This is a genomic window from Mycolicibacterium lacusdiani (assembly GCF_021916785.1).
GTDB classification, from domain to species: Bacteria; Actinomycetota; Actinomycetes; order Mycobacteriales; family Mycobacteriaceae; genus Mycobacterium; species Mycobacterium lacusdiani.
Genome location: NZ_JAKCFC010000001.1, coordinates 385,642 through 409,140, shown reverse-complemented (window position 1 = coordinate 409,140; position 23,499 = coordinate 385,642). Strand labels below are relative to the sequence as shown.

At 66.7% G+C, this 23,499-nt stretch carries 27 protein-coding genes; 17 read left to right on the top strand and 10 right to left on the bottom strand.

Features of this window, described 5'->3' with window-relative positions:
* Positions 1–32: 32 nt before the first annotated feature.
* Genes LOK44_RS02075 through LOK44_RS02060 form a run of 4 tightly spaced genes read left to right on the top strand, consistent with a single transcriptional unit; the run spans position 33 to position 3,467 of the window.
* Complete coding sequence (locus LOK44_RS02075) at positions 33–1,406, top strand: DUF8832 domain-containing protein (protein ID WP_237568355.1); 1,374 nt, start codon at positions 33–35, stop codon at positions 1,404–1,406.
* Complete coding sequence (locus LOK44_RS02070) at positions 1,403–1,810, top strand: FixH family protein (protein ID WP_237568354.1); 408 nt, start codon at positions 1,403–1,405, stop codon at positions 1,808–1,810. The genes LOK44_RS02075 and LOK44_RS02070 overlap by 4 nt, the downstream gene beginning before the upstream one ends.
* Before the next feature lie 14 nt (positions 1,811–1,824).
* Positions 1,825–2,922 carry a hypothetical protein gene (locus LOK44_RS02065; protein ID WP_237568353.1) on the top strand — a complete coding sequence of 366 codons (1,098 nt, stop codon included), beginning with the start codon at positions 1,825–1,827 and terminating at the stop codon, positions 2,920–2,922.
* Positions 2,919–3,467 (top strand): hypothetical protein, encoded by a 549-nt coding sequence (locus LOK44_RS02060; protein ID WP_237568352.1) that lies wholly within the window; start codon positions 2,919–2,921, stop codon positions 3,465–3,467. The genes LOK44_RS02065 and LOK44_RS02060 overlap by 4 nt, the downstream gene beginning before the upstream one ends.
* Before the next feature lie 30 nt (positions 3,468–3,497).
* Here the strand turns inward: LOK44_RS02060 and LOK44_RS02055 are convergent, their stop codons facing one another.
* The 4 genes from LOK44_RS02055 to LOK44_RS02040 all read right to left on the bottom strand — a co-directional run bounded on the left by LOK44_RS02055 (position 3,498) and on the right by LOK44_RS02040 (position 6,222).
* Positions 3,498–3,746, bottom strand: coding sequence for a DUF3297 family protein (locus tag LOK44_RS02055; RefSeq protein ID WP_237568350.1), 249 nt, complete (start codon positions 3,744–3,746; stop codon positions 3,498–3,500).
* A 103-nt stretch (positions 3,747–3,849) separates the two neighbouring features.
* Positions 3,850–4,449: an LGFP repeat-containing protein gene (locus LOK44_RS02050; protein ID WP_237568349.1), complete on the bottom strand. Its 600-nt coding sequence runs from the start codon at positions 4,447–4,449 to the stop codon at positions 3,850–3,852.
* A 32-nt stretch (positions 4,450–4,481) separates the two neighbouring features.
* Positions 4,482–5,366, bottom strand: a complete 885-nt coding sequence (locus LOK44_RS02045; RefSeq protein WP_237568347.1) for a helix-turn-helix transcriptional regulator — start codon at positions 5,364–5,366, stop codon at positions 4,482–4,484.
* A gap of 64 nt (positions 5,367–5,430) precedes the next feature.
* On the bottom strand, positions 5,431–6,222 hold the full coding sequence (locus tag LOK44_RS02040; protein ID WP_237568346.1) for an SDR family oxidoreductase: 792 nt from the start codon (positions 6,220–6,222) through the stop codon (positions 5,431–5,433).
* 225 nt (positions 6,223–6,447) lie between these two features.
* Here LOK44_RS02040 and LOK44_RS02035 point away from each other — a divergent pair, with 225 nt between their 5' ends.
* From LOK44_RS02035 to LOK44_RS02015, 5 genes are all read left to right on the top strand, one after another.
* Positions 6,448–6,978 (top strand): hypothetical protein, encoded by a 531-nt coding sequence (locus LOK44_RS02035; RefSeq protein WP_237568344.1) that lies wholly within the window; start codon positions 6,448–6,450, stop codon positions 6,976–6,978.
* A gap of 103 nt (positions 6,979–7,081) precedes the next feature.
* On the top strand, positions 7,082–7,522 hold the full coding sequence (locus tag LOK44_RS02030; RefSeq protein WP_237568343.1) for an alpha/beta hydrolase: 441 nt from the start codon (positions 7,082–7,084) through the stop codon (positions 7,520–7,522).
* Positions 7,523–7,773: 251 nt separating this feature from the next.
* Positions 7,774–7,923, top strand: coding sequence for a hypothetical protein (locus tag LOK44_RS02025; RefSeq protein WP_237568341.1), 150 nt, complete (start codon positions 7,774–7,776; stop codon positions 7,921–7,923).
* Positions 7,924–7,993: 70 nt separating this feature from the next.
* Positions 7,994–9,682 carry a GMC family oxidoreductase gene (locus LOK44_RS02020; protein ID WP_237568339.1) on the top strand — a complete coding sequence of 563 codons (1,689 nt, stop codon included), beginning with the start codon at positions 7,994–7,996 and terminating at the stop codon, positions 9,680–9,682.
* Positions 9,683–9,770: 88 nt separating this feature from the next.
* Positions 9,771–10,580 (top strand): LLM class F420-dependent oxidoreductase, encoded by an 810-nt coding sequence (locus tag LOK44_RS02015; RefSeq protein WP_237568338.1) that lies wholly within the window; start codon positions 9,771–9,773, stop codon positions 10,578–10,580.
* A 24-nt stretch (positions 10,581–10,604) separates the two neighbouring features.
* On the opposite strand, the gene LOK44_RS02010 is transcribed toward LOK44_RS02015, so the two are convergent.
* Together LOK44_RS02010 and LOK44_RS02005 are read right to left on the bottom strand one after the other, a co-directional pair.
* Positions 10,605–11,069, bottom strand: a complete 465-nt coding sequence (locus tag LOK44_RS02010; protein WP_237568336.1) for an SRPBCC family protein — start codon at positions 11,067–11,069, stop codon at positions 10,605–10,607.
* A gap of 73 nt (positions 11,070–11,142) precedes the next feature.
* Complete coding sequence (locus LOK44_RS02005) at positions 11,143–11,688, bottom strand: YceI family protein (RefSeq protein WP_237568335.1); 546 nt, start codon at positions 11,686–11,688, stop codon at positions 11,143–11,145.
* Positions 11,689–11,861: 173 nt separating this feature from the next.
* On the opposite strand from LOK44_RS02005, the gene LOK44_RS02000 reads away from it, so the two are divergent.
* Together LOK44_RS02000 and LOK44_RS01995 are read left to right on the top strand one after the other, a co-directional pair.
* Positions 11,862–12,416, top strand: coding sequence for a hypothetical protein (locus LOK44_RS02000; RefSeq protein WP_237568333.1), 555 nt, complete (start codon positions 11,862–11,864; stop codon positions 12,414–12,416).
* Between the two features lie 39 nt (positions 12,417–12,455).
* The gene (locus LOK44_RS01995) at positions 12,456–13,439 is read left to right on the top strand and encodes an NAD(P)H-quinone oxidoreductase (protein WP_443678095.1); all 984 of its coding nucleotides are present in this window, start codon (positions 12,456–12,458) and stop codon (positions 13,437–13,439) included.
* 13 nt (positions 13,440–13,452) lie between these two features.
* On the opposite strand, the gene LOK44_RS01990 is transcribed toward LOK44_RS01995, so the two are convergent.
* Positions 13,453–14,139: a class I SAM-dependent methyltransferase gene (locus tag LOK44_RS01990; RefSeq protein ID WP_237568330.1), complete on the bottom strand. Its 687-nt coding sequence runs from the start codon at positions 14,137–14,139 to the stop codon at positions 13,453–13,455.
* A gap of 178 nt (positions 14,140–14,317) precedes the next feature.
* On the opposite strand from LOK44_RS01990, the gene LOK44_RS01985 reads away from it, so the two are divergent.
* Together LOK44_RS01985 and LOK44_RS01980 are read left to right on the top strand one after the other, a co-directional pair.
* Positions 14,318–15,232, top strand: a complete 915-nt coding sequence (locus tag LOK44_RS01985; protein ID WP_237568328.1) for an MBL fold metallo-hydrolase — start codon at positions 14,318–14,320, stop codon at positions 15,230–15,232.
* Positions 15,233–15,259: 27 nt separating this feature from the next.
* Entirely contained in the window at positions 15,260–15,865 is a 606-nt protein-coding gene (locus LOK44_RS01980; RefSeq protein WP_237568327.1) for a class I SAM-dependent methyltransferase, read from the top strand.
* Position 15,866: 1 nt separating this feature from the next.
* Here the strand turns inward: LOK44_RS01980 and LOK44_RS01975 are convergent, their stop codons facing one another.
* A complete protein-coding gene (locus LOK44_RS01975; protein WP_237568325.1) occupies positions 15,867–17,024 on the bottom strand; it encodes an AI-2E family transporter in 1,158 nt (385 codons plus the stop codon).
* A 116-nt stretch (positions 17,025–17,140) separates the two neighbouring features.
* On the opposite strand from LOK44_RS01975, the gene LOK44_RS01970 reads away from it, so the two are divergent.
* The 3 genes from LOK44_RS01970 to LOK44_RS01960 all read left to right on the top strand — a co-directional run bounded on the left by LOK44_RS01970 (position 17,141) and on the right by LOK44_RS01960 (position 20,511).
* Positions 17,141–17,776 (top strand): FKBP-type peptidyl-prolyl cis-trans isomerase, encoded by a 636-nt coding sequence (locus LOK44_RS01970; protein ID WP_237568324.1) that lies wholly within the window; start codon positions 17,141–17,143, stop codon positions 17,774–17,776.
* A gap of 66 nt (positions 17,777–17,842) precedes the next feature.
* Positions 17,843–18,832 carry a TIGR03885 family FMN-dependent LLM class oxidoreductase gene (locus LOK44_RS01965; RefSeq protein ID WP_237568323.1) on the top strand — a complete coding sequence of 330 codons (990 nt, stop codon included), beginning with the start codon at positions 17,843–17,845 and terminating at the stop codon, positions 18,830–18,832.
* Positions 18,829–20,511: an alpha-amylase family protein gene (locus tag LOK44_RS01960; RefSeq protein ID WP_237568321.1), complete on the top strand. Its 1,683-nt coding sequence runs from the start codon at positions 18,829–18,831 to the stop codon at positions 20,509–20,511. The genes LOK44_RS01965 and LOK44_RS01960 overlap by 4 nt, the downstream gene beginning before the upstream one ends.
* Here LOK44_RS01960 and LOK44_RS01955 read toward each other — a convergent pair.
* A complete protein-coding gene (locus LOK44_RS01955) occupies positions 20,463–22,688 on the bottom strand; it encodes a putative bifunctional diguanylate cyclase/phosphodiesterase (RefSeq protein ID WP_237568932.1) in 2,226 nt (741 codons plus the stop codon). The genes LOK44_RS01960 and LOK44_RS01955 overlap by 49 nt on opposite strands.
* Before the next feature lie 177 nt (positions 22,689–22,865).
* Positions 22,866–23,000: a DUF2256 domain-containing protein gene (locus tag LOK44_RS29900; RefSeq protein ID WP_237568931.1), complete on the bottom strand. Its 135-nt coding sequence runs from the start codon at positions 22,998–23,000 to the stop codon at positions 22,866–22,868.
* Between the two features lie 93 nt (positions 23,001–23,093).
* On the opposite strand from LOK44_RS29900, the gene LOK44_RS01945 reads away from it, so the two are divergent.
* The gene (locus LOK44_RS01945) at positions 23,094–23,483 is read left to right on the top strand and encodes a TA system antitoxin ParD family protein (RefSeq protein WP_237568319.1); all 390 of its coding nucleotides are present in this window, start codon (positions 23,094–23,096) and stop codon (positions 23,481–23,483) included.
* Positions 23,484–23,499: the final 16 nt, after the last annotated feature.

The following is a 23,499-nucleotide window of genomic DNA, read 5'->3' as shown; positions in this document are numbered from 1 at the left end:
CCACTGCGCGACCACGTGGCGGGCTACTTCCCGTGACGCTAACGCTTTTGAGCGGCATGTTGGTGGTCGTGATACTGGTCGGCTTGCCTGCGGCACGGGCCGACGGCATCGGCTCGGACGCAGACGTGCACGTCGCCCAATCGCTCGGCGGTCGCGAATTGACGGTCACGGTCCGACGAGTCGGTCCCGTCCTCGGACCTCTGCACGTGGACGTCGTCACGCATCGCGGCGACGCTCTAGGCACACTGCAACTCACCGCGTTGGCAGATGGAGCCACTACCAGTAGCGGGCAGGTGACGCTCGGCACGCCCGGCATCTATTCGACGACCCTGAACATCGACAGGGCCGGACCGTGGGAACTGGTCGTCGACGACGGCCACACCGCAGCGCGGATCCCGTTTCTAGTTCCTGCGCAGGTGATTCCGCCGTGGAAGAAAGCCAGTGACTACGGCTTCTTCGCCGCGGGCGCGCTGCTGATCCTGTCGCTGGCGGCGGCGTTGCGCGGGCGTCGCAACTGGATGGCGCTAGTCCCGGCGACCGGCATGATCGTCGCTCTGACGGTGGCTGTCACCGGCGCGACCCTGTCGGCGTACTCCCCGCCGCCTCTCCAGCCTGGCCACGACATCGACCCCACCCCCGAGAACATCCGTGACCCATACGCGCGTGTTGCGGCCAATTCGCAGAATCCTGTGGACTATTCGCGACCGCCGGTGAACATGGCGGTGTCCGCTGGCCAGTCCACGCTGCGGGTGAACCTCACCGACTCCTCCACCGGGCGGCCCGCCGACGACCTGCTGATTCACCACGGCGCACTGATCCACCTCATCGTCGTCTCACCTGCGGGCACCATGTCGCACGTGCATCCTGTCCGTGTCGCGCCGGGACGGTTCGAGGCGAAGTTCGACACCACCGAACGCGGGACATACGCGATGACCGCCGAGATCGCCCGGCGAGGTGGCGGGATGCAACTGCTACGTGGTTCGGTCGACGCGAAATCCCCTGCGGCACCGCCGGCCGCGGCGCCACCCTCGCAAGGCGAAATCACCGCGACGGTCGCGCCGGCGGGCAGCCCGAGCACCATCCGGGCCAAGTTCGGGGACACCCCCGATCTGCAACCGTGGCTCGGGATGGTCGGACACATGATGGTCGTCGGCCCCTTACCCGCCGGCCCCGACATCGGCAAACACGCGCTGACAGCACCGGTCTGGTCGCATGCGCACGCCATGGTGCCGCCCGCTCCCGGCGCGGCAGGCGGGCAGCCCGACGAATCGGTTGCCCGTTACGGACCCGAGATCGATTTTACCTACTCGTTCGCACTGCCCGGCCGCTACAAGATCTGGGTGCAGACCGAACGCGACTACGCCATCCTCACCGCTCCAACCGAAGTCGAGGTCAGTCAACCGTGAGTCGCCAGTGCCTCGTCGTCATCGCGACGATCGCCGCCGCCATCGTCGGCGCCGGAATTTGGGTGCTCTGGCCGAAATCAATGGCCGACACAGTGGTCACCGCGACGGCAGGACCGTACCGCGTGCAGCTGACCGGCGAGCCGCCGAAGGCCGGAATCAGCACGGTCACCGTCGAGATCACTGGCAACGGGGGCCGGTCCCCCACACCGGACTCAGTCACCTTCGAACCTGCCATGCCCCAAATGGGCCACGCCACAACACCTGCGGCTGCGGTGGCCCAAGGTGACGGCCAGTACCGCGCCGACGTGGATCTGTCCATGGCCGGTCAATGGGACATCACGGTCCGCATCGCCGCCAGTGGCCAAGTGCACGAAGCAGTTCTGAGCGTCACCACCAACGGCTAGAAAGGCACACCACCATGACGAGTGCGGATTCGCGCGGCAAGATACCGGCGTTCGTCATGCTCGCCGGCACCCTGATCTCGCTGTCGGGGTTGACCTGGGACATCGACTGGCACCTCGACGTCGGGCCGGACAGCTTCTTCACGCTGCCGCACCTGTTCATCTACGCCGGCGGCGCGATCGCCGGCTTGACCAGTTTGGTGATGGTGTTGCGGGCCACCGCCGCACAGCGCGATGGCCAGCATCTCGATCCGACCGTCGGCGGTCGTGCGTTCACGGTGCTCGGCGTATTCGCCGCGCCGATCGGCTATCTGGTCGGCGGCATCGCCGCGGCCTCGTTCCTGCTGTATGGGTTGTACGACGAGTGGTGGCACGGCCTGTACGGATTCGACGTGACCGTCGCGTCGCCGCCGCACCAGGGTTGGCTGACGTCGATCTGCGTCACCATGATCGGCACAGCGATCGTCTTCGCAGCGGCCCGCGAACACCGCTGGGGCCGTTGGGGGTTCATGATCGCAATTGCCGCGTTCGGGCAGTACGCGTCGATCCAGAGCGGCGCGCTGGCCGACCTCGACCTCGGCACGACCATCGACTGGCCCACCCTGACCTGGCTGGCCATTCCGCTCGTTTGCGTCCTGCTCGGATCTCAAGTCGTGCCACGCGGCGGCGCCATCGGCACCGGTCTTGTCACACTGGTGTTGAACCTGGCGACCTGGTCGTTCGCCAGCTGGGCGGTCGGCTGGTACGCCGACCTGCAGCACCTGGCGCTTCGCGACTTCGTCGAGTTGGGCTTCCCCATCGACATGGTCATGATCCCCGCCATCGTCTTCGCATTCAGCGTCGTCGTCGAACTCTTACTGCATTGGAGAGGCGCGAGCGCCTGGCTGCTGGCCGGTTCCGGGGCGGCAGGCGTGATCGCGATCATCTGGCTGCTCAGCTCATTGGGATCCGGTGGCGTCGACCTGGGTGGTGAGGACGGCGGCGGGCAGGCGGGCAGCATCCTGCTGACGTGCTTCGCCGGAGGGCTGCTCGCGGGGGTGCTCGGCGGCGCGACGTGGCGACTCGGCCGGGCATTGCGCGCATCTGGAACAGCCTCGGTGGGTGCATCAGCATGACCATCCTCAGCAAGTTGCGCGCGATGGTCGTGATGCTGTGCGCCGTCGCCGCGCTGTGGGTCGGTGCGGCACCGGCCGCGGCCGCCGATCCGCTGGACTACGTCGTGCACACCGAGCAGGTTCAGGTGGGCCCCTACCCGGTGACGGTCGGGTTCACCGTGTGGCCGCTGCGTGCCATGCAGTCGTTGGATTTCACGTTCGAACCGGACGGCGGAATCGCAGGCAAGTCCGGCACCATCACCACGATCGCTCCCGATGGCCGGGAGGAGGTGGACCGACTATCCCGGCATCCCCGCAACCGCGATGTGTGGGGTCTCGACGTGGAGTCGCTCGGCTCCTCGGGGACGTGGACGCTACGGTTCACGATCAACGGTCCGCAGGGCGAAGGCACCGGCGACCTGGCCGTGGACGTGCTCCGACAGCCAGGACCGCCGCTAGCGCTGAGCTGGTTCGTTGGACTCATCCCGCTCGCGCTGACGTTGGCGTTCTTCGCAGTGGTCTGGATACGCACCGGCCCCCGCACGAACGCCGACAAGAACTCCTAGTCGGGCGTATCCGGGCGTCAGGTGTCGTGCTCAGCGGAAGAAGGGCTCAACCGTGCCACTGAGCTTGACCACCATGGGATTTCCGCGGCGATCCTTCGCGGTAGGGACTTCAACACGCACCCAGCCCTCGGCCACGTCGTATTCGTGGACATTGGTCTTCTCGGCACCATTGAAGCGAATACCCACACCGCGCTCAAGCGCTTCTTCGCTATAGAAGGCACTTCGCGGATCGATGGAGAGGTGATTCGGTGGAACGTCTGTGTTCTGCTCGTCGGACATGATGGCCTTCGGTGAATGCTGCGGTGGGTGCTCGGATTGCTCTCAGAGAATCTACGCGACCCTGCTGTAGCGGATCGGCACGATTGAGCCCGCGCCGCGAACGTCAGAGTCCGGAGGGAACGACCTTGCCGTCGACCGTCACCTCGACCTGGTCCGTCTTCGGGTCGTACTCGACCTTGCCGTGATCGAAGGTCGTGACGAGGAGATCCCCGGCGGTGTCCTCGTCGCTGGTCGGCGCGCCCAACGGTCCCACTGAGCCGTTTTCCCCGGTGACCGCAGGCACGCCCTCGGGGTCACGCGGGACATTCCAGGCCTCGCGGATCTTGCCCCACGTGATGTATCCGGGAGTGCTCGCGTCGGCGTTCTTCGCAGTGATCACGCCGCCTTGGAACTGCTGAAAGAGCACACCGCTCTCCCGTGCTCCCGCGTTGCGGTCACCCGTCAACGGCTTGCCCAGAGCCTGCCGTTGATAGTCGGTTGCCGACGCGTACTTGGCGGCGATCGGACCGGTCAGGGTCACCTCGACGTCTCGCTCCCCGATGAGCGTCACTTCATTGGGCGGGGCGTCGGTCTCGGACGTGGCGATCAATCCGACCTGCGGCGGCGCCGACGCGTCGACGTTCCCACCATTGCTGCAGCCCACGGTGATCAAGGTGACGGCCAGGCCGACGGCTGCCGTGGTGCGGTATGCGATCGTCCTCATGGCCCCACTCTCCTGTCCTCCGTCGGTGTGGGTCAAATTGCGGCTCGACCGCCTGCCATCGTCTCTTGGATGGCCCACGACGCCAACAGGGCCAGCTTGTCGGCGGCCGGCCCTCCCGCAGTAACGGTGTAGAGGTTCAGCTGCAGGCCCGGGTCGGTGGGCAGATCCATGGACTCGAAGTTCAAGTCGAGCAGGCCCACTACCGGGTGGTTCACACGCTTGCTTCCGTGTCCATGCACCCGCACGTCCTGAGATGCCCACTGCTGCCGGAATAGCGCACTGCCCGCTGATAATTCACCCACCAAGGCGAGGAGTTCCTGGTCGTGGGGATTGCGACCCACTTCCATGCGCAACATCGCGGCCGCATTCCGCGCCGCATGGTCGTAGTCGACGAAGAACGCCTCTGCCTCGCTGGGATGCAAGTACACGAATCGCGCTGTGTTGGCGGGCCTTCGCCGGTCGGCCAACAATGGTGAATACAACGCGCGACCAAGGTGATTCATGGCGAGCAGGTCGTGGCGCCCATTGCGGATCAACGCCGGCGCACCGGTGATTGCGTCGAGGACCTCCTGCAGCCCGGGGCGCACCGTCGTAGTGGGTTCACAGTGCCGTCGACCACCAGGCGCGGACCGGCGTGCAAGATGCCCGAGGTGATCGCGCTCCGCGTCGTTGAGCTGCAACGCCGTGGCCAGCGCGTCGAGCACGCCCTCCGAGGTGCCGCTGAGGTTGCCGCGCTCGATGCGCACGTAGTACTCGACCGAGACGCCAGCCAGTAGCGCTACCTCCTCGCGACGCAGTCCCTCGACCCGACGCCGACTGCCGTAGGCGGGCAGGCCAACCATCTCAGGCGCTACGCGGGCGCGGCGCGACCTGAGGAACTCTCGGATCTCGGTGCGCAGATCAAGCGTGGCAGCCATCCACTCACCGTAGGCCCGCAGCGCAGACGAAGGGAGGTACCGCCAATACCCCCAAACCAAGGACTCACGCAGTCGTCGCGATCCCTCCGTCGACGGGGATGACGGTGCCTGTCAGGTAAGCGCCTGCGCGGCTGGCGAGGAACACGGCGACACCTGCCATGTCGTCGTCGCGGCCGATCCGGCGCAGTGGGGCCGACGCCGCGATCGCGTCGCCGAACTCGTCGAGGGTCGAAGCCATCATCGTCGACGGGAATGGACCGGGCGCTACCGCGTTCACGGTGATGTGTTGCGGGCCCAGTTCTTTCGCCAGCACCCTGGTCAGCTGATGCAGCGCCGCCTTGCTACTGGAATACGAGTAGTTGGGCCGCGCGGGGATGTGTATGGCCGCGATGCTGCCGATGTTGACGACCCGCGCGGGGTCGTCGGCGGTACCGGCAGTGCGAAGTGCCGGTAGGAGCGCCTGTACCAGCCAGAACGGCGACTTCAGGTTGAGGTCGACGACTGTGTCCCAGGCCGCGACCGGGAACGTCTCCAACGGCTCGTCCCACATCGCGCCCGCATTGTTGACCAAGACGTCGAGAGTCCCGGAGTCGGCCGTGACGAGGTCAGCAAGGCGTGCACACTCATCGGGGCGGGATAGATCGGCGGGGATCGCCCAGACGTCGCCGTACTCGGACAGCTCTTCTTGCGCCTGAGCGCACGCGTCTGCGTTGCGTGCGCTGATGACCACGCGAGCGCCTGCCCGCAGCAGTCCGCGCGCAATCATCATCCCGATGCCCCTGGTGCCACCGGTGACCAGGGCGCGCTTTCCGGTGAGATCGAAAAGCTCTGATTGCGTTGCGCTTTGGATTTTCATCACGTGCCGCCTTCCTCGTAGGCCGTCCCGTCGGTGCCTCTCAGAGCAAGGTAGGCGGTATTGCAGACGCCAAGGAGATCCCAGCAGTAGGGGTACTGCCAGACTCCCCATGGTTGCAATGGCGCATAGGGGGAACCCCTCTGACACCGGCGTCGTCAATCGACGAGTCAGCCGCGCGACACTCCGCGCCCGCGGCGCGAGAACTCCGAAGAGAAGAGCCAAATGATGACAACCGCAGACGCACGCTCACAGTCCGACTCCACGACAGCCGACAGCAACGCCGACTTGGTAATCGATCACACCGCCTTGGATGAGCCTCGCGGCCACTGGCAGGCCGCCGAAGAAGCGGCGACCCGGGCCGAGAACCAGCTTTCCCTCGTGTTGGAACGGCTGGAGGACAATGCCGAACGGCGCACCGCCGACGAAGCTGCACTGCAAGCCGCAATCGATCAGCAGGCCGAACTCAAGCGTGCGATCAAGGCTTCGGCGGAACAGCGGGAAACACTGCGCAAGGCCCGGAGCAAGGCGCAACGCGAGGTAGAAGAGGCGCGCAAGCGAAGCCAAGCCGCTGAGGCGAAGTACGACGAGGCCCTACTGGTCGAGGTCTTGGCTGCGCAGAAAGCCAAGGATCTGTCGGCGTCCACTGGTCAGGCCCAGGCAAGCGAAGGCGAGGACGATGCCGTGGCGACACACATCGAACCGTCCACCGCTCAGGCGACGGCTGCGGCCGTAACGGCTCGCAACGCGGGCGTCTAGCGTCGCTTACCTTCGCGCATGCGTCACCACGCCCCCGGGCTACGACCGCACCGCGACCCGAGCGCCTGCCGTGTACGTGCTCGACGGGAACTGGGCCGTGGGCATGACGGCTCCGCTCATCGTCACGCAGATGGACCCCATGCAGCGGATACAGCCCTACATCCAAGTCAGCGTCGGCTACGCGGGCGCGGAGGCGCAGGACTGGGATCGATTGCGCAACAAGGACTTCGTGCCACCCGGCGAACCCGTCGCCCAGGAACTCACCGATGCCGTCGAAATGAGATTTCGAACGGGCGCCAGGACACGCGAAGAAGCCGACGCCTACCTCGCCGAATTACGCGACACCCACGCCGATGCCTTCCTGGGATTCCTCACCGCGGAGCTGCACCCGCGTATCGAACGTGACTTCGGTACGGCTGCGAGCGGTCACGGTCTCTTTGGCTACCCGTACGGAGGACTCTTCGGGCCTCTACGCCTGGCTCAGCGGCGCCAGTGTCTTCGAGAGCATCGGCGCGGGGAGCCCCGGCGTCATCGCCGAGGATAGTCAGATCTTCGCGCAGGTCGACGGGATGGGTGACGGCCACCGTGCTTCACCGCCTCACGGCTCGCGGGGAATCGGTCACCAGCGATATCCTGCGCGAAACGCACGTCACTGGGCTGCAGGCTTCGTTCCTCAGTTACCTCCGGACCTGCCGCTCCCTCTGAGCGCGGTTCGGATCGGCTCGAAGAGGGCACCCGCCACCGACGAACATTCCGGCGGGACGAGCCCGCGGAACGACCAAGGAGAATCCGACCATGTCAATGCCCAGTGACGCAGCGGACGCAGTCGAGTCCCAAGGACCCAACGAGGGCCCGCGCGACCACGACCAGACCGACACCGAGCACGCGCCCTACGTCGATGACGACAACGTTCCCCACCCCGGTGATGCCAACGAGACTCACTGACCGCTGAAACGACAGTCTTGCTCCCGCTTGTGTGCGATCGTCGGTTGCCGCACCGACGCCTTGGAGGAAGATGCGCTTCGCCGCCGAGTTCGACTTCGTCATCGTGGGAGCAGGCAGTGCCGGATGCCTGCTTGCCAACCGGCTCAGCGCCAACCCCGACCACCGTGTGCTGTTGGTCGAGGCAGGCGGCAAGGACGACTGGTTCTGGATCAAGGTGCCGGTGGGCTACCTGTACACCATCGCGAACCCGCGCACCGACTGGTGTTTCGCGACCGAACCCGACCCGGGACTGGCCGGCCGCAGCATTCACTACGCGCGGGGCCGGGTCATCGGCGGCAGCTCGTCCATCAACGCGATGATCCACATGCGTGGCCAGGCTTCCGATTACGAGCTGTGGGCTCGGGCCACCGGTGACGAGCGCTGGCTGTGGGGTGGCGCCGACGGCTCCGTTGGCGAGACCCTGGCGATCTACAAGGAGTTGGAAGACTACTTCGGCGGCGCCGACGACTGGCACGGCGCCGGTGGCGAGATCGCCGTGGAGCGGCCCCGGGTGCGCTGGAAGATCCTGGACGCCTGGCAGGACGCCGCTGCGGAGCTTGGCATTGCCCCGATAGACGAGTTCAACCGCGGAAGCAACGACGGCAGTGCGTACTTCCACGTCAACCAGCGGCGCGGCCGTCGCTGGTCGATGGCCGATTCCTTTCTGCATCCCGTCTCGCAACGGCCGAATCTCACCATCTACACCAACACCCAGGCCTTGCACCTGCTGATGGACGGCCAGGTCCACGACGGTCAGCGGCGCGGCGCCTGGACGGCGGCTCAGCACCGCGCCACCGGCGTGCGGTTGCGCAGAGGCGGCCAGATCGTCGACGTCCAGGCCCGCCGAGAGGTGATCCTGAGCGCCGGAGCCATTGGGTCGCCGCAGCTCATGCAAGCCTCGGGGCTCGGACCGGCCGGGCTGCTCACCCAGCACCAGGTGCCGGTAGCCGTCGATCTGCCGGGGGTGGGTGAGAACCTCCAGGACCACCTGCAGCTGCGAACGGTCTACCGGGTGCGGGGCGCTCGGACCGTCAACACGCTCTATCGGAACTGGATCACCCGTGCAGGCATGGGACTTCAGTACCTGCTATTTCGCTCGGGCCCCCTGACCATGCCGCCCTCCACGCTGGGAGCCTTCGCCAGAAGCGATCCCGCGTTGAGCAGTCCCGACTTGGAGTGGCACGTGCAGCCGTTGTCGTTGGCTAAGTTCGGCGAGCCCCTGCACCCCTTCGGAGCGATCACTCCGTCGGTGTGCAATCTCCGCCCGACCTCGCGAGGTCATGTGCGCATAGCCGGCCCAGATCCGTTGACCTCCCCGAAGATCTCCTGCAACTACCTGTCCACTGACGCCGATCGTCGAATCGCGGTGCGGGGATTGAGGATGACGCGCCGGATCATGGCGGCGCAGCCGCTGGCTCGGTACCGCCCGGAAGAAGTGCTGCCTGGCCCACGACTGGAGAGCGACGAAGACCTCGAGCAGGCGGCCCGCGAACTGGGAACGACCATCTTTCACCCGGTGGGCACCTGCGCGATGGGCGCGTTCGATGCACGTGGTCTGCCGCGTTCAGCCGCGACCGTGCTCGACACCGATTGTCGGGTGTACCGCGTCGCCGGACTTCGAGTGGTCGACGCGTCGGCGATGCCCACCATCACGTCAGGGAACACGAACGCACCGGTCATGCTGATCGCAGAACGCGCAGCGCGGGCAATTCTGAACTGAGCGCGAGCGTCGACGTACGGATCCGGAATAAACACCGTGCCCGGTGAACTTGGCTCAAGGGTCGCCCTTCCCCGACTCAGGAGCATCCATGACTCGTCCCGTCCGCGTCGCCGTGCAGATCCAGTCCGGCGGCACGCCCGACTACCGCACTTGGCGCGATGCCGTCCTAGGCGCCGACGACCTCGGCGTCGACGTGATCTTCGGCTACGACCACTTTCACCGCCCCGCGATGAAGGGAATCGCCGACGGCAAGCCGATCATGTTCGACGAGCAGCCCGACGTCGCCAACTTCGAGGGGTGGACCGCGCTGGCATCGTGGGGCGAGATCACCTCACAGGCCGAAATCGGCCTCCTCGTCACCGGCGTCGGCTACCGCAACGCGGACTTGCTCGCCGACATGGCGCGCACCGTCGACCACATCAGCGGCGGACGGCTCATCCTCGGCCTCGGCGCCGGGTGGTACGAAAAGGACTACACCACCTACGGATACGACTTCGGCACCTTCGGATCGCGCTTCGACCTGTTCGACGAGAGCCTGATCCGCATCGAGAACCGGCTCGCCAAACTGATTCCGCCGCCCGTGCGCAAGCTTCCGATCCTCATCGGTGGCACCGGACCTAAGCGCTCGCTACCCGCCGTTGCCCGGCACGCCGACATCTGGCACGCGTTCACCGACCTCGACGCCTTCCGCAGGTCCAGCGACCGCGTCGACGAGTTGGCAGCGTCGTTCGGCCGCAACGGCGCCGACATCGAACGCTCGACGCTATGGGAGAACGCCGACAGCGCCGACGCCTTCCGCGAGGCAGGAGTCACGTTGTTCCAGACCGAACTCACCGCCGACGACGGTTACGACCTGTCGTCTCTCAAGGAGGTGCTCACCTGGAGGGACAACGGATAGGTCGCTCCCCGATCAGACGTCGGGTCAGGACGAGGTCTCCGCGGCGAGCCGGGACAGTGTGTCGTCCAGTTGATCCTTGGTGACCAGCGGGAACGACACCTTCTCGAGGAGCTTCTTGTCGGTGACCTTCGACCAGTCGTAGGTGTGGCGTACCAGCGTCTGGTTCGGTCCCTGAGACTCGAACTCCCACAGCCATTCCCATCCGGGAGGCTCGGTGCCTTGGGGCGCCGTCTTCCAGGCGAGCAGCTTGTCCTTGACGTAACCGGACACGTGGTTGTCGGTCTTGTACTCCCCGCCCATGTGGTCGCCCTGCATGTTCATCGTGAACACCTCGCCGACCGCCTGGATCCGGTCGGCGTGATCGACACTGCGGACGAAGCCCGAGCCGTCGAGCGCCGGATGGCGCTCGGGATTGGAGATGACGTCGAAGACCTCGGCCGCGGACGCATCGATGGTTCGTTCAACGGTGACCTTCGCGTTTTCGCTCATCCCCCCACACTGCCGAAACTCAGCCGTAACGGCAACGTCGCGCGGAGATCGAGCGTCTTCCCGTCGATCGTCATCAGTCCTTGGCCAGGCTCGCGGTGAACGACACCGTCACGTCGTCAGCCACCCGCAGCGATCCCATCATCAGCGAATACGGCTTGACGCCGAACTCGGACTGGCGGACGACGGAGTCACAGCTCATGCGCCACGTGTCGCCGAGGTCGGTCACCTGAAGGTCGATCGCGCGCGGGTGAGTCTTGCCGTGGATGGCGAGCGAGCCCACCAGTCGGTAGCCGTCATCGGTCGCCACGATCTGCTCGCACTGGTAGCCGATCGTGGGGTGACGCTTCACGTCGAGCGCTCGCAACGCATTCGATCGCACCAGCGCCTTCTCCGCTCCCGACAGTGACTTCACTCCCCCGTCACCACGCAGGACCGACAGTGAGGCTGCCTGAACGGTCAGACTCACCGCAGTGGGACGTCCGCCGACCCAGGACACCTCGGCGATCCACTCGTCCATGACGATCGTCAAGTCGTGACCCAGTCGCGCCGCCGGACCCGCGGCCGTGGTGCGCACCAGCAACTCACCCATGGAGGGGTCAAGCGTTCGAGTGGTGTTCATTGCGCCGACTGTATAGCCCTGGCCACCTGGACCCGCATTTACCGCTAGCCCTACCAGCGAGGTCGCGTCAGCGTCATTGTCCGCCAACCCCCGTGGCCGAGATGCTGAAGCGGTCGGTTCATCCCAACGCAACCCGCTACGGGCCGACTACGAACACATGACAGGAGTACTCGGTGAGCACAGTAGTTCGCGAAGATCTGGTTCTCTCGCACGCCGTCGTCACTGCGGACGTCGAGACGTCGTTCGACGACGTCGACATCGCGCAGTGGCTCAAGACACTACCGACGCACGAGTACCAGCGTTGCGCCCCTGGAGATCACAAGGCGGCTGGCTACACGGTCGACGACGACGGGACGCCGATGTCGATCAACGTCGAGATGATCGGTACGGGACTAGTTGTTCAGCAGTACCGCTTCGACGTCGCGGAACCCCACTACTGCAGGATGGTGTCGCTCTCGGACATCCTCACTCCCCGGGGATGGACGACGACACAGGTCATCTGGGAACTCCGCATGGAGCAGCTCGACGGGGACTGGTGCCGCTACACCAACACGGTGACCTCGCACCCGACCGAGGACTTCCTGAAGTTCATCGCCGAGCAGGGACAGACGTTCGACGAGGCGGCGCACGCCCGCCAAGACGCTTCGGGACGACACTGCCAGGTCGAGACGCCGCTCTACGCGCAGAGCATTGCCCGCGCCGCTGCACGATCCGTCGCGAACGCTTGACCCCGAACCGATCGGAGAGGAACCACCGTGACATCAGCGATACTGTTCGACCATCCTGGACCGCCTGACGTTCTGCATTGGCGCGCAGTCGATCCCGTGCGGCCCCGTCCACACGAAGTGGTGATCGCCGTGGCAGCTGCCGGAGTCAACAACGCCGATCTCCTCCAACGCCGGGGCCACTACCCGGTCCCGGCATGGGCGCCACGTCCACTGGGATTGGAGTGTGCGGGAACGATCGTCGATGCCGGAGCCGACGTCACTGCTTGGAAAGTCGGCGACGAAGTGTGTGCCCTACTCGACGGGGGCGGGTACGCCGATCAGGTGGCGGTGCCGGCCGCGCAGGTCATGCCAATTCCCGCGGGGCTCTCGATGATCGAGGCGGCCGCAATACCCGAGGTCGCGGCCACCGTCTACTCCAACCTTGCGATGATCGCCGGACTCACCCCGGGCCAGACGGTTCTGATCCACGGGGCGGGAGGCGGCATCGGTACCTTCGCCATCCAATGGGCAACGGCCATCGGAGCACGGGTGATCACCACCGCCGGCACTGAGGCCAAGGCCCGCGCAGGCCTCGGTCTCGGCGCGCAGACGGCGATCGACTACCGCGCCGAGGACTTCGTCGCAGCGACACTGAGTGCGACTCACGGCCGCGGCGTCGATGCCATCCTCGACGTAGTCGGGTCCGATTATCTCGGGCGAAACGTCGAATGCCTCGCTCCCGACGGCCATCTGGTGACCATCGGAGGTTCCACCGACCCAGTCCTGCTCGACCTGGGCATGTTGATGTCCAAGCGTGCCACCATCTCGGCGACGATGCTGCGGGCCCGCCCGTTGGATCAGAAGGCCGACATCATCGCCGGTGTCGTCCGGGACGTGCTCCCCCTATTCGCGGCCGGCGCCATCCGCGTGGTGGTCGACACGGTCGTTCCCATGGCTGAAGCGGGACGAGCCCACGAACTGGTGGAATCGAAGCGAACCGTGGGCAAGGTGATCCTCGACAACGGGCACGGTCAAGTCGCCTGACCACCTTCGAGCCTCACGCGTAACCGACCCACCCGCGGAAGTTGAACGCCACGAAGAACTCCGTGACGTCGGTGAAGCCTGCCTGCTCCAGGATGGTGCGGTCGTGCTGGGGTGTTAGGACGGGGACGTCGAATTCGATTGCCTTGCGTGCCTTCTCGGTTGTGTCGGGATCGATGCCGGTCGCGACGAGGTACGCCACGTGCCGGTCGATCCACGTCCGCCGTTCGGCGTCGTCGCGGTGCTCGATGCTCAGATGCATCACGACGAACGGCGCCCCGGGGGCCAATCGGCGCCGCACCTCGGTAACCGTCCGCAGCCGTTCGTCGGGTGGGAGGAAGTGCAGCGTCAGCAGGCTGGTTGCCGCGCTGAAGGGACCGAGCGGTGCGTCGTCGACGTATCCGTTGTGCATCGTCACCCGTGACGCATCGGGACCCAGGGTCTGCACCGCCAGATCCAGCATGGCTGCGGACGGGTCGACGGCATCGAAGGTCCATCCGGGACGGATTCCCGCGAGCGCCTTGGTCTCCAGTCCCCCGCCGGCCCCCAGCACCAGGATCCTGGCGTCGGCCGGCGCGCGTTCGTCGACGAGGACGCCGACCAGGCGGTGGATGTCGGTCAGGGCGGGCACCATCTGCCCGGCGCGCTCGGCGTACATGGCGACGTGGGCGGGGTCGTCGAAGGGGTTCGCAGATGTGGTCACACGACGATGGTGGATGCCGTCAGTGAGAGTCGGCAAGAGAACTTGCCGTTTGGGCAAAGCCACTACTCGTGCCATTCGCACCCGTCCAACGGATGTTTCTGGGCTCCCGCCGGCGTTCTCGGGGAAGACAGCACGTCCCATTGCCCTCGGTCGAGGCGCTCGCCAGGAGAAGGAACACATGACTTTGATCGATACGTCAGCTGCCGGAACACGGGCCCTCGATGAACTGGTGCCCTCCCGTTACGCGGTGAAGGTCGGCGACATCGACGTATTGGTGATCAGCGACGGCGTCCTGCCGATCACCGCCGTCACCATGGCCACCAACGCCGCGCCGGAGGATCTGTCGGCCTGGCTGAAGGACATGTACCTGCCGCCGGAGGTCACCGACTGGCCGCTCAACGTCGCGGTCGTGCGCAGTGGTGGCAAGACCATCCTCGTCGACTCCGGGCTGGGGACCGAGTTCCCGGACTTCCCGCGGGCAGGGCAGTTGGCCGCGAGGCTCGTCGCTGCCGGGATCGACCCTGCCGCCGTGACCGACGTCGTGCTGACCCACCTGCACATGGACCACATCGGCGGCTTGCTCGTCGACGGGCTGCGGAATCGGCTACGGCCGGATCTGCGGGTCCACCTGGCGTCCGCCGAGGCCGAATTCTGGACGCAGCCGGACTTCTCGCGCACCGTCATGCCCGCGCCCATCCCGGACGTCCTGCGCCGGACCGCCACCCGGTTCCTCGACGTGTATCGCAATCAGCTGCTGGTCTTCGAGATGGAGTACGAGGTGGCGCCCGGCGTGCTGCTGCGTCGCACCGGCGGCCACACCCCCGGCCACAGCATCGTTCGCCTCGAATCCCGCGGTGAGGCACTGACGTTCGCCGGTGACGCGGTGTTTCAGCCCGGGTTCGACAATCCCGAATGGCAGAACGGCTTCGAGCACGATCCCGAGGAATCGGCCCGGGTGCGCATCCGGCTCCTCGGTGAACTGGCGGCCAGCGGCGAGGCGCTGGTCGCCACTCACCTGCCGTTCCCGTCCGTCTGCCACGTCGCCGTCGCCGGCAACGGCTTCCGAATGGTTCCGGCCACCTGGGATTACTGATCGGGACGCCGTGCCAGACTCATCGACATGGTCGAGAAGAGCATCTGGATGCAGCAGGTCGCGGCCGACCCCGGGCATTCGCACTGGTACGTCGAACGGTTCCGCGCCAAGGCCCGCGCCGGTGAAGACCTCACCGGCGAGGCCCGCCTCGTCGACGCAATGGCTCCCCGTGGCGCCCGCATCCTCGACGCCGGGTGCGGCCCCGGCCGACTGGGCGGGTATCTCGCGAAGCTCGGCCATCACGTGGTCGGGGTCGACGTCGATCCCGTACTGATCGATGCGGCCAAACAGGACTACCCCGGCCCGGACTGGCTGGTCGGTGACCTCGCCGAACTCGACCTGCCCGCGCGCGGAGTCACGGAGCGTTTCGACCTCATCGTCTCGGCGGGAAACGTCGTCACGTTCCTGGCCCCGAGCACCCGGGTTCAGGTGCTGGCTCGACTCCGTGCTCACCTCGCCGCCGGCGGCCGCGCGGTGATCGGCTTCGGAGCCAACCGCGATTACGAGTTCGCCGAATTCCTCGCCGACGCAACGAGTGCCGGCTTCGTGCCGGATCTGCTGCTGTCCACATGGGATGTGCGACCGTTCACCGACGACTCCGACTTCATCGTCGCCATCCTGCGGTCGGCGTAGCTCAGAGTCGCTTCTGCTCGCCGGCGTCCGCGTGCTCGTCGTCGGCCGTGACCGAATCGTCCTCGTCCGGTTCGGGATGCGGCGTCGTCTCGCCGGCACGTTCACTCACCTGCTCGCCGTAGTACCGGATGATCACCGCACCGGCGGCGGCCACCGGCACGGCGAGGAAGGCGCCGATGACGCCGAACGTCGAGGCCCCGAGCGTGACGGCGAGCAGGACGATCACCGCGTGCAGATTCATCGACTTCGACTGCAGCCACGGCTGCAGGACGTTGCCCTCCAGTTGCTGCACGGCGAGGATGATGCCCAGCACGATGAGCGCGGTCACCGGTCCGTTGGCCACCAGCGCGATGAGGACGGCGAGACCACCGGCCACGAACGCGCCGACGATCGGAACGAAGCCACCGATGAAGGTGATGATCGCCAACGCGTAGGCCAGCGGCACCCCGAGCACCAGCAAGCCGATCCCGATCAGTACCGCGTCGACGAGGCTGACCAGAGCCTGGGTCCGGATGAAACCTCCGAGCGTCGACCAGACGCGCTGCAGAAGCTCCGCGAAGTGCGGCGCAGCGGGCATGCCGACGGTACGGCGCAACCACGGCACGAACCGCGGCCCATCCTTGAGGAGGAAGAACGTGACGACGACGGTGGTGAACAGGGTGACGAGCGCAGACGTCGCCGCGCCCACGCCGGTGAACACGCCGGCTGCAATCTGTGCGCTGCTCGCATTGACCTGATCGTTGATCGCGGTGACCGCCGAGTCCAGTTGCGAGTCAGCGATGTTGAGCGGCGGACCGCCCAGCCAGTCCCGCACCTGCACGACGCCAGCGGTGGCCTGCTCGGCCAGTTCGGTGGATTGTTCGACGATCGCAGGAGCGACCGCGGCGATGACACCGGCAACCACGCCCACGGCCAACAGGAGCACCAGCAGCACCGCGAACGCGGGCGCGACGCCCTTGCGTAGCAGCCATCCGACCGGCGGCCACAGCACCGTGCAGACGATCACGGCCAGCACCACCGGCAGGAGGATCACCCACGTCTTGCCCACCACCCACGCGAGGACCCACAGCGCCGCTGCAACCAAGACGAACTGGAACGCGACCGTCGCACTCGATTGCAGATGGGACTTGAAGATCGAACCGCGAGTCTGAGCCGCCATGGCTTCATCCAACATGAACCACCTCGTTTCCCCCGCGCGCCCTCCGCGACTCGCCCACGATTCCCCGTTCGCCCTACCGGAAACGACCGATTCACCTCGGCTGTACCGTGGCGACCGTGAACTTCTCCCGTGGGTCCTCGTCCGTCGCCCTCGCGGCCTGCGCTGCGTCTCTCGTCGTCACGCTCGCTGCGTGCGGGTCCGACACGCAGGATTCGTCGGCCAGTTCGTCGTCGGCCAGCACCTCCTCCGACGCGTTCACACCGCCCAACCTCACGGAGACGGCCAACGAAGCCGGCTGCCCCACCTCGGCGCCGGCCGAAGGCGGCGCGCCGGAGTGGACGCTGCCAGGAGCCACCGGCAGCGTCGACGTCACCGGGTCGACCGACGCGGCCGCCCCGAGTGTGAAGGTCACCGCTCCCTTCAGCGTGACCGAGACCCAGGTGCAGACGCTCAAGCCCGGTGACGGCCCAGTCGTCTCCGACACCGCCACGGTCCTGGTCTGCTACATGGGCGTCAACGGACGCGACGGCTCGGTGTTCGACAGCAGCTATGAGCGGGGCGCCCCGGTCGACTTCCCGCTCGACGGCGTCGTCACCGGCTTCCAGAAGGCGATCGCGGGCCAGAAGGTGGGCTCCACGGTCGCCGTCGCCATGACCTCCGCCGACGGCTACCCCGACGGCCAGCCCGGTGCCGGCATCGAGCCCGGCGACAGCCTGGTGTTCGCCATCAAGATCCTCGACGCCACGAGCTGACCGCCGGCGGACACGCCGCCAACCACGAATATTGGCGGTCTCGAAGATTTGGGTACCCCCGAATCCATGACGGTCATCGGATTCCACTGTTCGCACGAGCAGATCAGCCCGGCGCAACTGTTGCGCGACGTCCAGCACGCCGAACGGGCCGGCTTCACAGCCGGCATGTCCTCGGATCACTTCAGCCCGTGGAGCGAACGACAGGGTGAGTCGGGGTTCGCGTGGAGCTTCCTTGGTGCGGCGCTGGCGACCACCAATCTGCCCTTCGGCGTCGTCAATGCGCCCGGGCAGCGCTACCACCCTGCGATCATCGCCCAGGCCATCGCGACGCTCAGTCAGATGTTCCCGAACCGGTTCTGGGCTGCGCTCGGCTCCGGTGAGGCGTCGAACGAACGCATCACCGGTCAAGCATGGCCGCGCAAGGACGTGCGCGACCAACGGCTGATCGAGTGCGTCGACGTCATCCGTCGCCTGCTGCGCGGGGAAGAGGTCAGCCACGAGGGGCTCGTCGAGGTGAACCGGGCCCGCCTGTGGACGCTGCCGGACACGGTGCCAGACCTCGTCGGCCCTGCCGTGACTCCGGAGACCGCGGCCCGCCACGCCGCCTGGGCGGACGGCCTCATCACCGTCAACCAACCGAGGGACACCCTGCGGCAGGTGCTCGACTCCTATCGCAATGCAGGCGGACGTGGCCCGGCCCGGCTGCAGATCCACCTCAGCTGGGCGCCGTCCGACGACGAGGCGGTGGCGATCGCCCACGACCAGTGGCGCAACAACGTCTTCGAGCCCCCCGTGTCCTGGGACCTCGAAACGGTCGAGGCCTTCGACATCGTCGGCGGCGCGGTCACGGCCGACCGCGTCCAACAGTCCGTGCTCGTCTCCAGCGACCTCGGCCGCCATGCCGCGTGGCTCGCGGAGTTCGTCGACCAGGGCTGGGAGGAGTTGTACCTGCACTTCGTCGGGCAGCAGCAGGCCGGATTCATCGACGCCTTCGGCGAGCACGTGCTGCCCCAGCTGTCCCCCACCACGCCCTCGACGAGCGCGGCGATGGCATGAGGAAGTCCGATACCGGCGACCTCTGGTGGAAGAACGCCGTCTTCTACTGTGCCGACGTCGAGACCTTCTACGACTGGAACGGCGACGGCTGCGGCGACCTGCGTGGGATGAACGAGCGCATCGAGTATCTGGCGGACCTCGGTGTGACCTGCCTGTGGCTCATGCCGTTCTATCCCACCGCGCGCAAGGACGATGGCTACGACATCATCGACTTCTTCGCCGTCGATACTCGCCTCGGCACGCTCGGCGACTTCGTCGAACTCGTCCGCACCGCCAGGGCGAGCGGCATCCGGGTGATCATCGACTTCGTCATGAACCACACCTCCGACGCCCATCCCTGGTTCAAGTCCGCGCGACGAAGCACCGACGACCCGTACCGCGACTACTACGTGTGGAGCGCGACGGAACCCGAGTCGAGTCCGAAGGACGTCGTCTTCCCCGACCAGGAGGACAGCATCTGGGAACTCGACCCCAAGACGGACGAGTGGTACCTGCACCACTTCTACAAGCACCAACCGGACCTCAACATCGAGAATCCCAAAGTGCGGGAAGAGATCTCGCGCACGCTTGGCTTCTGGCTGCAACTGGGCGTCGCGGGTTTCCGCGTGGATGCCGTGCCGTTCCTGTTCGCCAAGGACGGCGTACCGGGCAAACCCGACGGCTTCGACCCCGCCGAGTACCTCGGCGACCTCCGCAACTTCGTCACCCGCCGTGTGGGCGACGCCGTGCTGCTGGGCGAGGTGAACGTCGACTACGAGCAACAGAAGGAGTTCTTCGGCGGACCCGATGGCGACGGTCTCAACATGCAGTTCGACTTCATCGGGATGCAGAACCTGTTCCTCTCGCTGGCGCGCGGTGACGCCGGTCCGCTCACCAAGGCCCTCCAGCAGCGCCCCACGCTCGACATCACCAGCCAGTGGGCCAACTTCGTGCGCAACCACGACGAACTCACCCTCGACAAGTTGAGCGACGCCGAGCGCGCCGAGGTGTTCGAGGCGTTCGGCCCCGAACCCGACATGCAGTTGTACGGACGCGGGCTGCGTAGGCGACTGCCGTCGATGCTCGGTGGCGACACCCGGCGGATGAAGATGGCGTACTCGCTGGCGTTCTCGATGCCGGGCAGCCCCGTGCTCTTCTACGGCGAAGAGATCGGCATGGCCGAGAACCTGGACGTGGAGGGACGATTCGCCGTCCGCACCCCGATGCAGTGGACCGGCGACGTCAACGGCGGATTCTCCAAGGCCGCGAAGCGCAGACTCCCCCGGCCCGTGACCGACGGCCTCTACGGTCCGGATCACGTGAACGCCGCCGACCAGCGGCACGACCACGGTTCCTTTTGGTGGTTCATGCGCAACCTCATCTACACCTACCGGCAGCAGCCCGAGATCGGGTGGTCGACGGTGCAGATCCTCGACCAGCCGCACTCGGCGGTGCTGGCGCACGTGTGCCGGGAGGACGAGTCGAACTGGGCGATGGTCGCCCTGCACAACTTCGGCGCCGACGGATGCCTGGTGCCGCTCGTGCTCGACGACCTACCCCCGGGCTCGGTGCTGGTCGACCTGCTCGATGGGCTGAGCGAGCACGAACTCGACGCCTCGTGCCGCGTCGAGTTCAGCTTGCCGCCCTACGGCTACCGGTGGCTGCGCGTGCGCAAGCCGGAGGACGACCCGATCATCTGATCCAATGGCGTTGCGCGCCCGAACAGATAGCCCTGGGCCAGTCGGCAGCCGGCAGCGAACACGGTGTCGGCTTGGGTTTGGTGCTCGATGCCCTCGGCGATGACGTCCAGACCAAGTGTGCCGCAGAGGCCGATCACCGAGCGGTACAGGGCCAGGTCCCGATCCGGCTCGGCCCCCACCGCCAGGCTGCGGTCCAGCTTGACGGTGTGCACCGGCAGCGTGTGCAGATACGTCAGCGAGTTGAACCCTGCGCCGAAGTCGTCGAGCGCCACCTTCACCCCCATCGCGCTCAACCGCCTGATGGCGGCGGCACCCGCGGTGAGGTCGACGATCGGCACCGTCTCGGTGATCTCGAGGACCACCCGTCCGGCCGCGATGTCATGCCGGGCCAGGGTCTGCATCACCAGTTGCTCGAACGCGGCGTTGCCCAGCCGTGCGGCTCCGATGTTGACGTGCAGATCGAGTTCCAGGCCGGCTGCTCGAACCTCCCGGCACGCCAGGTCGAGCACCATGGCGTCCAAAGTCGCTCCCAGCCCGGCTCCTTCGGCGACCGCGACGAACGTCTCCGGCGGGATCTGCATGCCGTTGGGTGCGGTCCAGCGCGCCAGCGCCTCCACCGCAACCGGTACGCCGTCGGGCAGGCTCACGACGGGCTGATACACCAGCCGGAACCCCGCCGGTACCCCACCCTTGGCCTGCCGCAGCGCGCTCGGGAAGTCGACCGACACCCCAGAGGACGGCCGGTAGACGACGGCGGTGTTCTTGCCGAGGCGTTTGCCGGCGTACATGGAACTGTCTGCCTGCCTCAGCAAGTCGTCCGACGTCGGCGTCGGCTCACCACTGGGCGGTCGGACGAGGCCCATGCTCGCGCGCACGCGCACCGCCGAGCCGTGCACGGCGAACGGATCTCGCAGTGCCACCCTGAGCCGGTCCGCGACGAACTCGGGAAGCTCGTCGTCGCCCTCGACCAGAACTGCGAACTCGTCGCCGCCGATGCGGGCCAGCGTGTCCGACGGGCCCACGCAGCGCTTGAGTCGCGCGCCCACCGCGCACAGCAGGTCATCGCCCGCGGCGTGGCCGTACTGGTCGTTGACCTCCTTGAAGTCGTCGATGTCGACGAAGATGAGCACGAACCGGCCGTCTCGCAGCGCTTCGTCCAGTCGTTGGGCGAACAACAATCTGTTCGGCAACCCGGTGAGCGGGTCGTGTTGCACCTGGTGTGCCAATCGGCGCTGGGCCTCGTAGAGCCGTTGGGTCAGTAGTTGCTGGGCTCGCATGGCCACCACCTGCCGCGTGGTGACGAGCGCGATCAACGCCAACGCCATGCAGATCAACGTCGCAGTCAGGCGCTGCCCGACCAGGAGGTGGAACGCCAGGAGGCTGAAGATGGCGACGAAACCGATGTACGGCACGATCGACTGCACCCAGTCCATGGCGTGCACGCCGCCCCTGCCCGAGACCTCCGGCTGGCGCTCGAGGACCGAGAACGCGATCAGCAGCGGACCGAGAATCGCTCCGACGCCACCCCAGAGGTCGCCACCTTCGACGCCTGCGGTTCTCAGATAGGCAACCAACCGGTCGGAACCCGCGATGATCACCACGCCGCCCGACAGCAGAAGGTAGTTCGCCCGGTACGGACGGTCGCGCCCGTACGCCATCGCCATGAGCACGGCGAGGACGACGACGATCAGCTCGAGCACCGAATAGGCGATCACGATCGTCGTGTTCTGCGACCGCGGCAGCGCCGCGCCCGTCTTTGCGCCCAGCCCAGCGATGAGGACCAGGATCGAAAAGGCCACCGCGGCCACCAGGCCGTCGAGCCCGGCGATCACCCGAGAGTGCGGCATCGCGGCGTCGCGTCGGGCGTTCAGCCCTGCGGAGCGGGCCAGCAGCATCATCGCGAGCAGAGAGAGCACCGGCGGCAAGAAGTACGCGGCAACACCCGGTAGCGGTGCAGAGCCCGCGCCGTCACCCGTGCCGCCGAACCACCAGAACAACTCACCGACGAGCCAGCTCGTCATCGCCGCGATGACCAGGAGCCGCCACCAGCGCGCGACTCCGGATACCCGACGTGCGACCGTCACCGCGCAGACGAGTGCGCCCGTGCCCACGCAGGCCTGCAGTATGGCCGCGATCCACTGGGCGGCGTCGTGCCCGAACAACGCGAGGGCGTTCATCAACGTGAGCACTGCCACGACGGTGAACAGGCCTAGCCGAACGTTGCTGCCGTTGACGATCACGGTCCCCCGTTCGTCGTCCTGGGTGTCAGCGATCGCCCATCGTCCCACGCCGGACGGTCGGTCCGAGCCGCGATGAACAGGCCGATCGCGAATTTGTTCGCAGCGGGCCGACGATCAGCCGGCCGCACCCCGGCACCGCGTCGAGCAGTAGATCACTTGATCCCACTGTCCCCTCGACCGCCACTTCTTCCTGTTGGAGAACGGTCGACCGCACGTGGCGCACGTCTTCGTCTCGGCGTTCTTCTGCACCTGGCTGGCATACCCATCCGTGCCGGCCAGCACCGCCGATCCATTGTAGCAATTTGCTACGAGCTGTAGCAGTATGTAGCCAGGAGGTAGGCCATGACGAACATCGCCGATCGTGTCACCAGAGTTGCTGCCGACCTGGTCGAGAGCGCAGCCGTCGAAGGCGCTCGCCAAAGCCGCTCGGCCAAGCAGCAGCTCGACCACTGGGCTCGGGTCGGACGGGCGGTGTCCAGCCACCAGACCGCATCTCGTCACCGCGTCGAAGCGGCACTGGCAGGCGATCTGGACGTGACCGCGCTGGCGGACGAAGAAGGCGTCGTCTTCAATGCCGAGATATCCGCCGCCATCGAGGAGAGTCTCGCCACCACGAACTACGGCGACGTCCTCGCCGGACGTGGCATCACCATGGTGGCGCTCGACGACGACGGTGAGATCGTCGAGTACTGGCCGGATGGCACGTCGTCCGTGGTGCGCATCGACGAGTGAGTCCTGATCCCGTTGC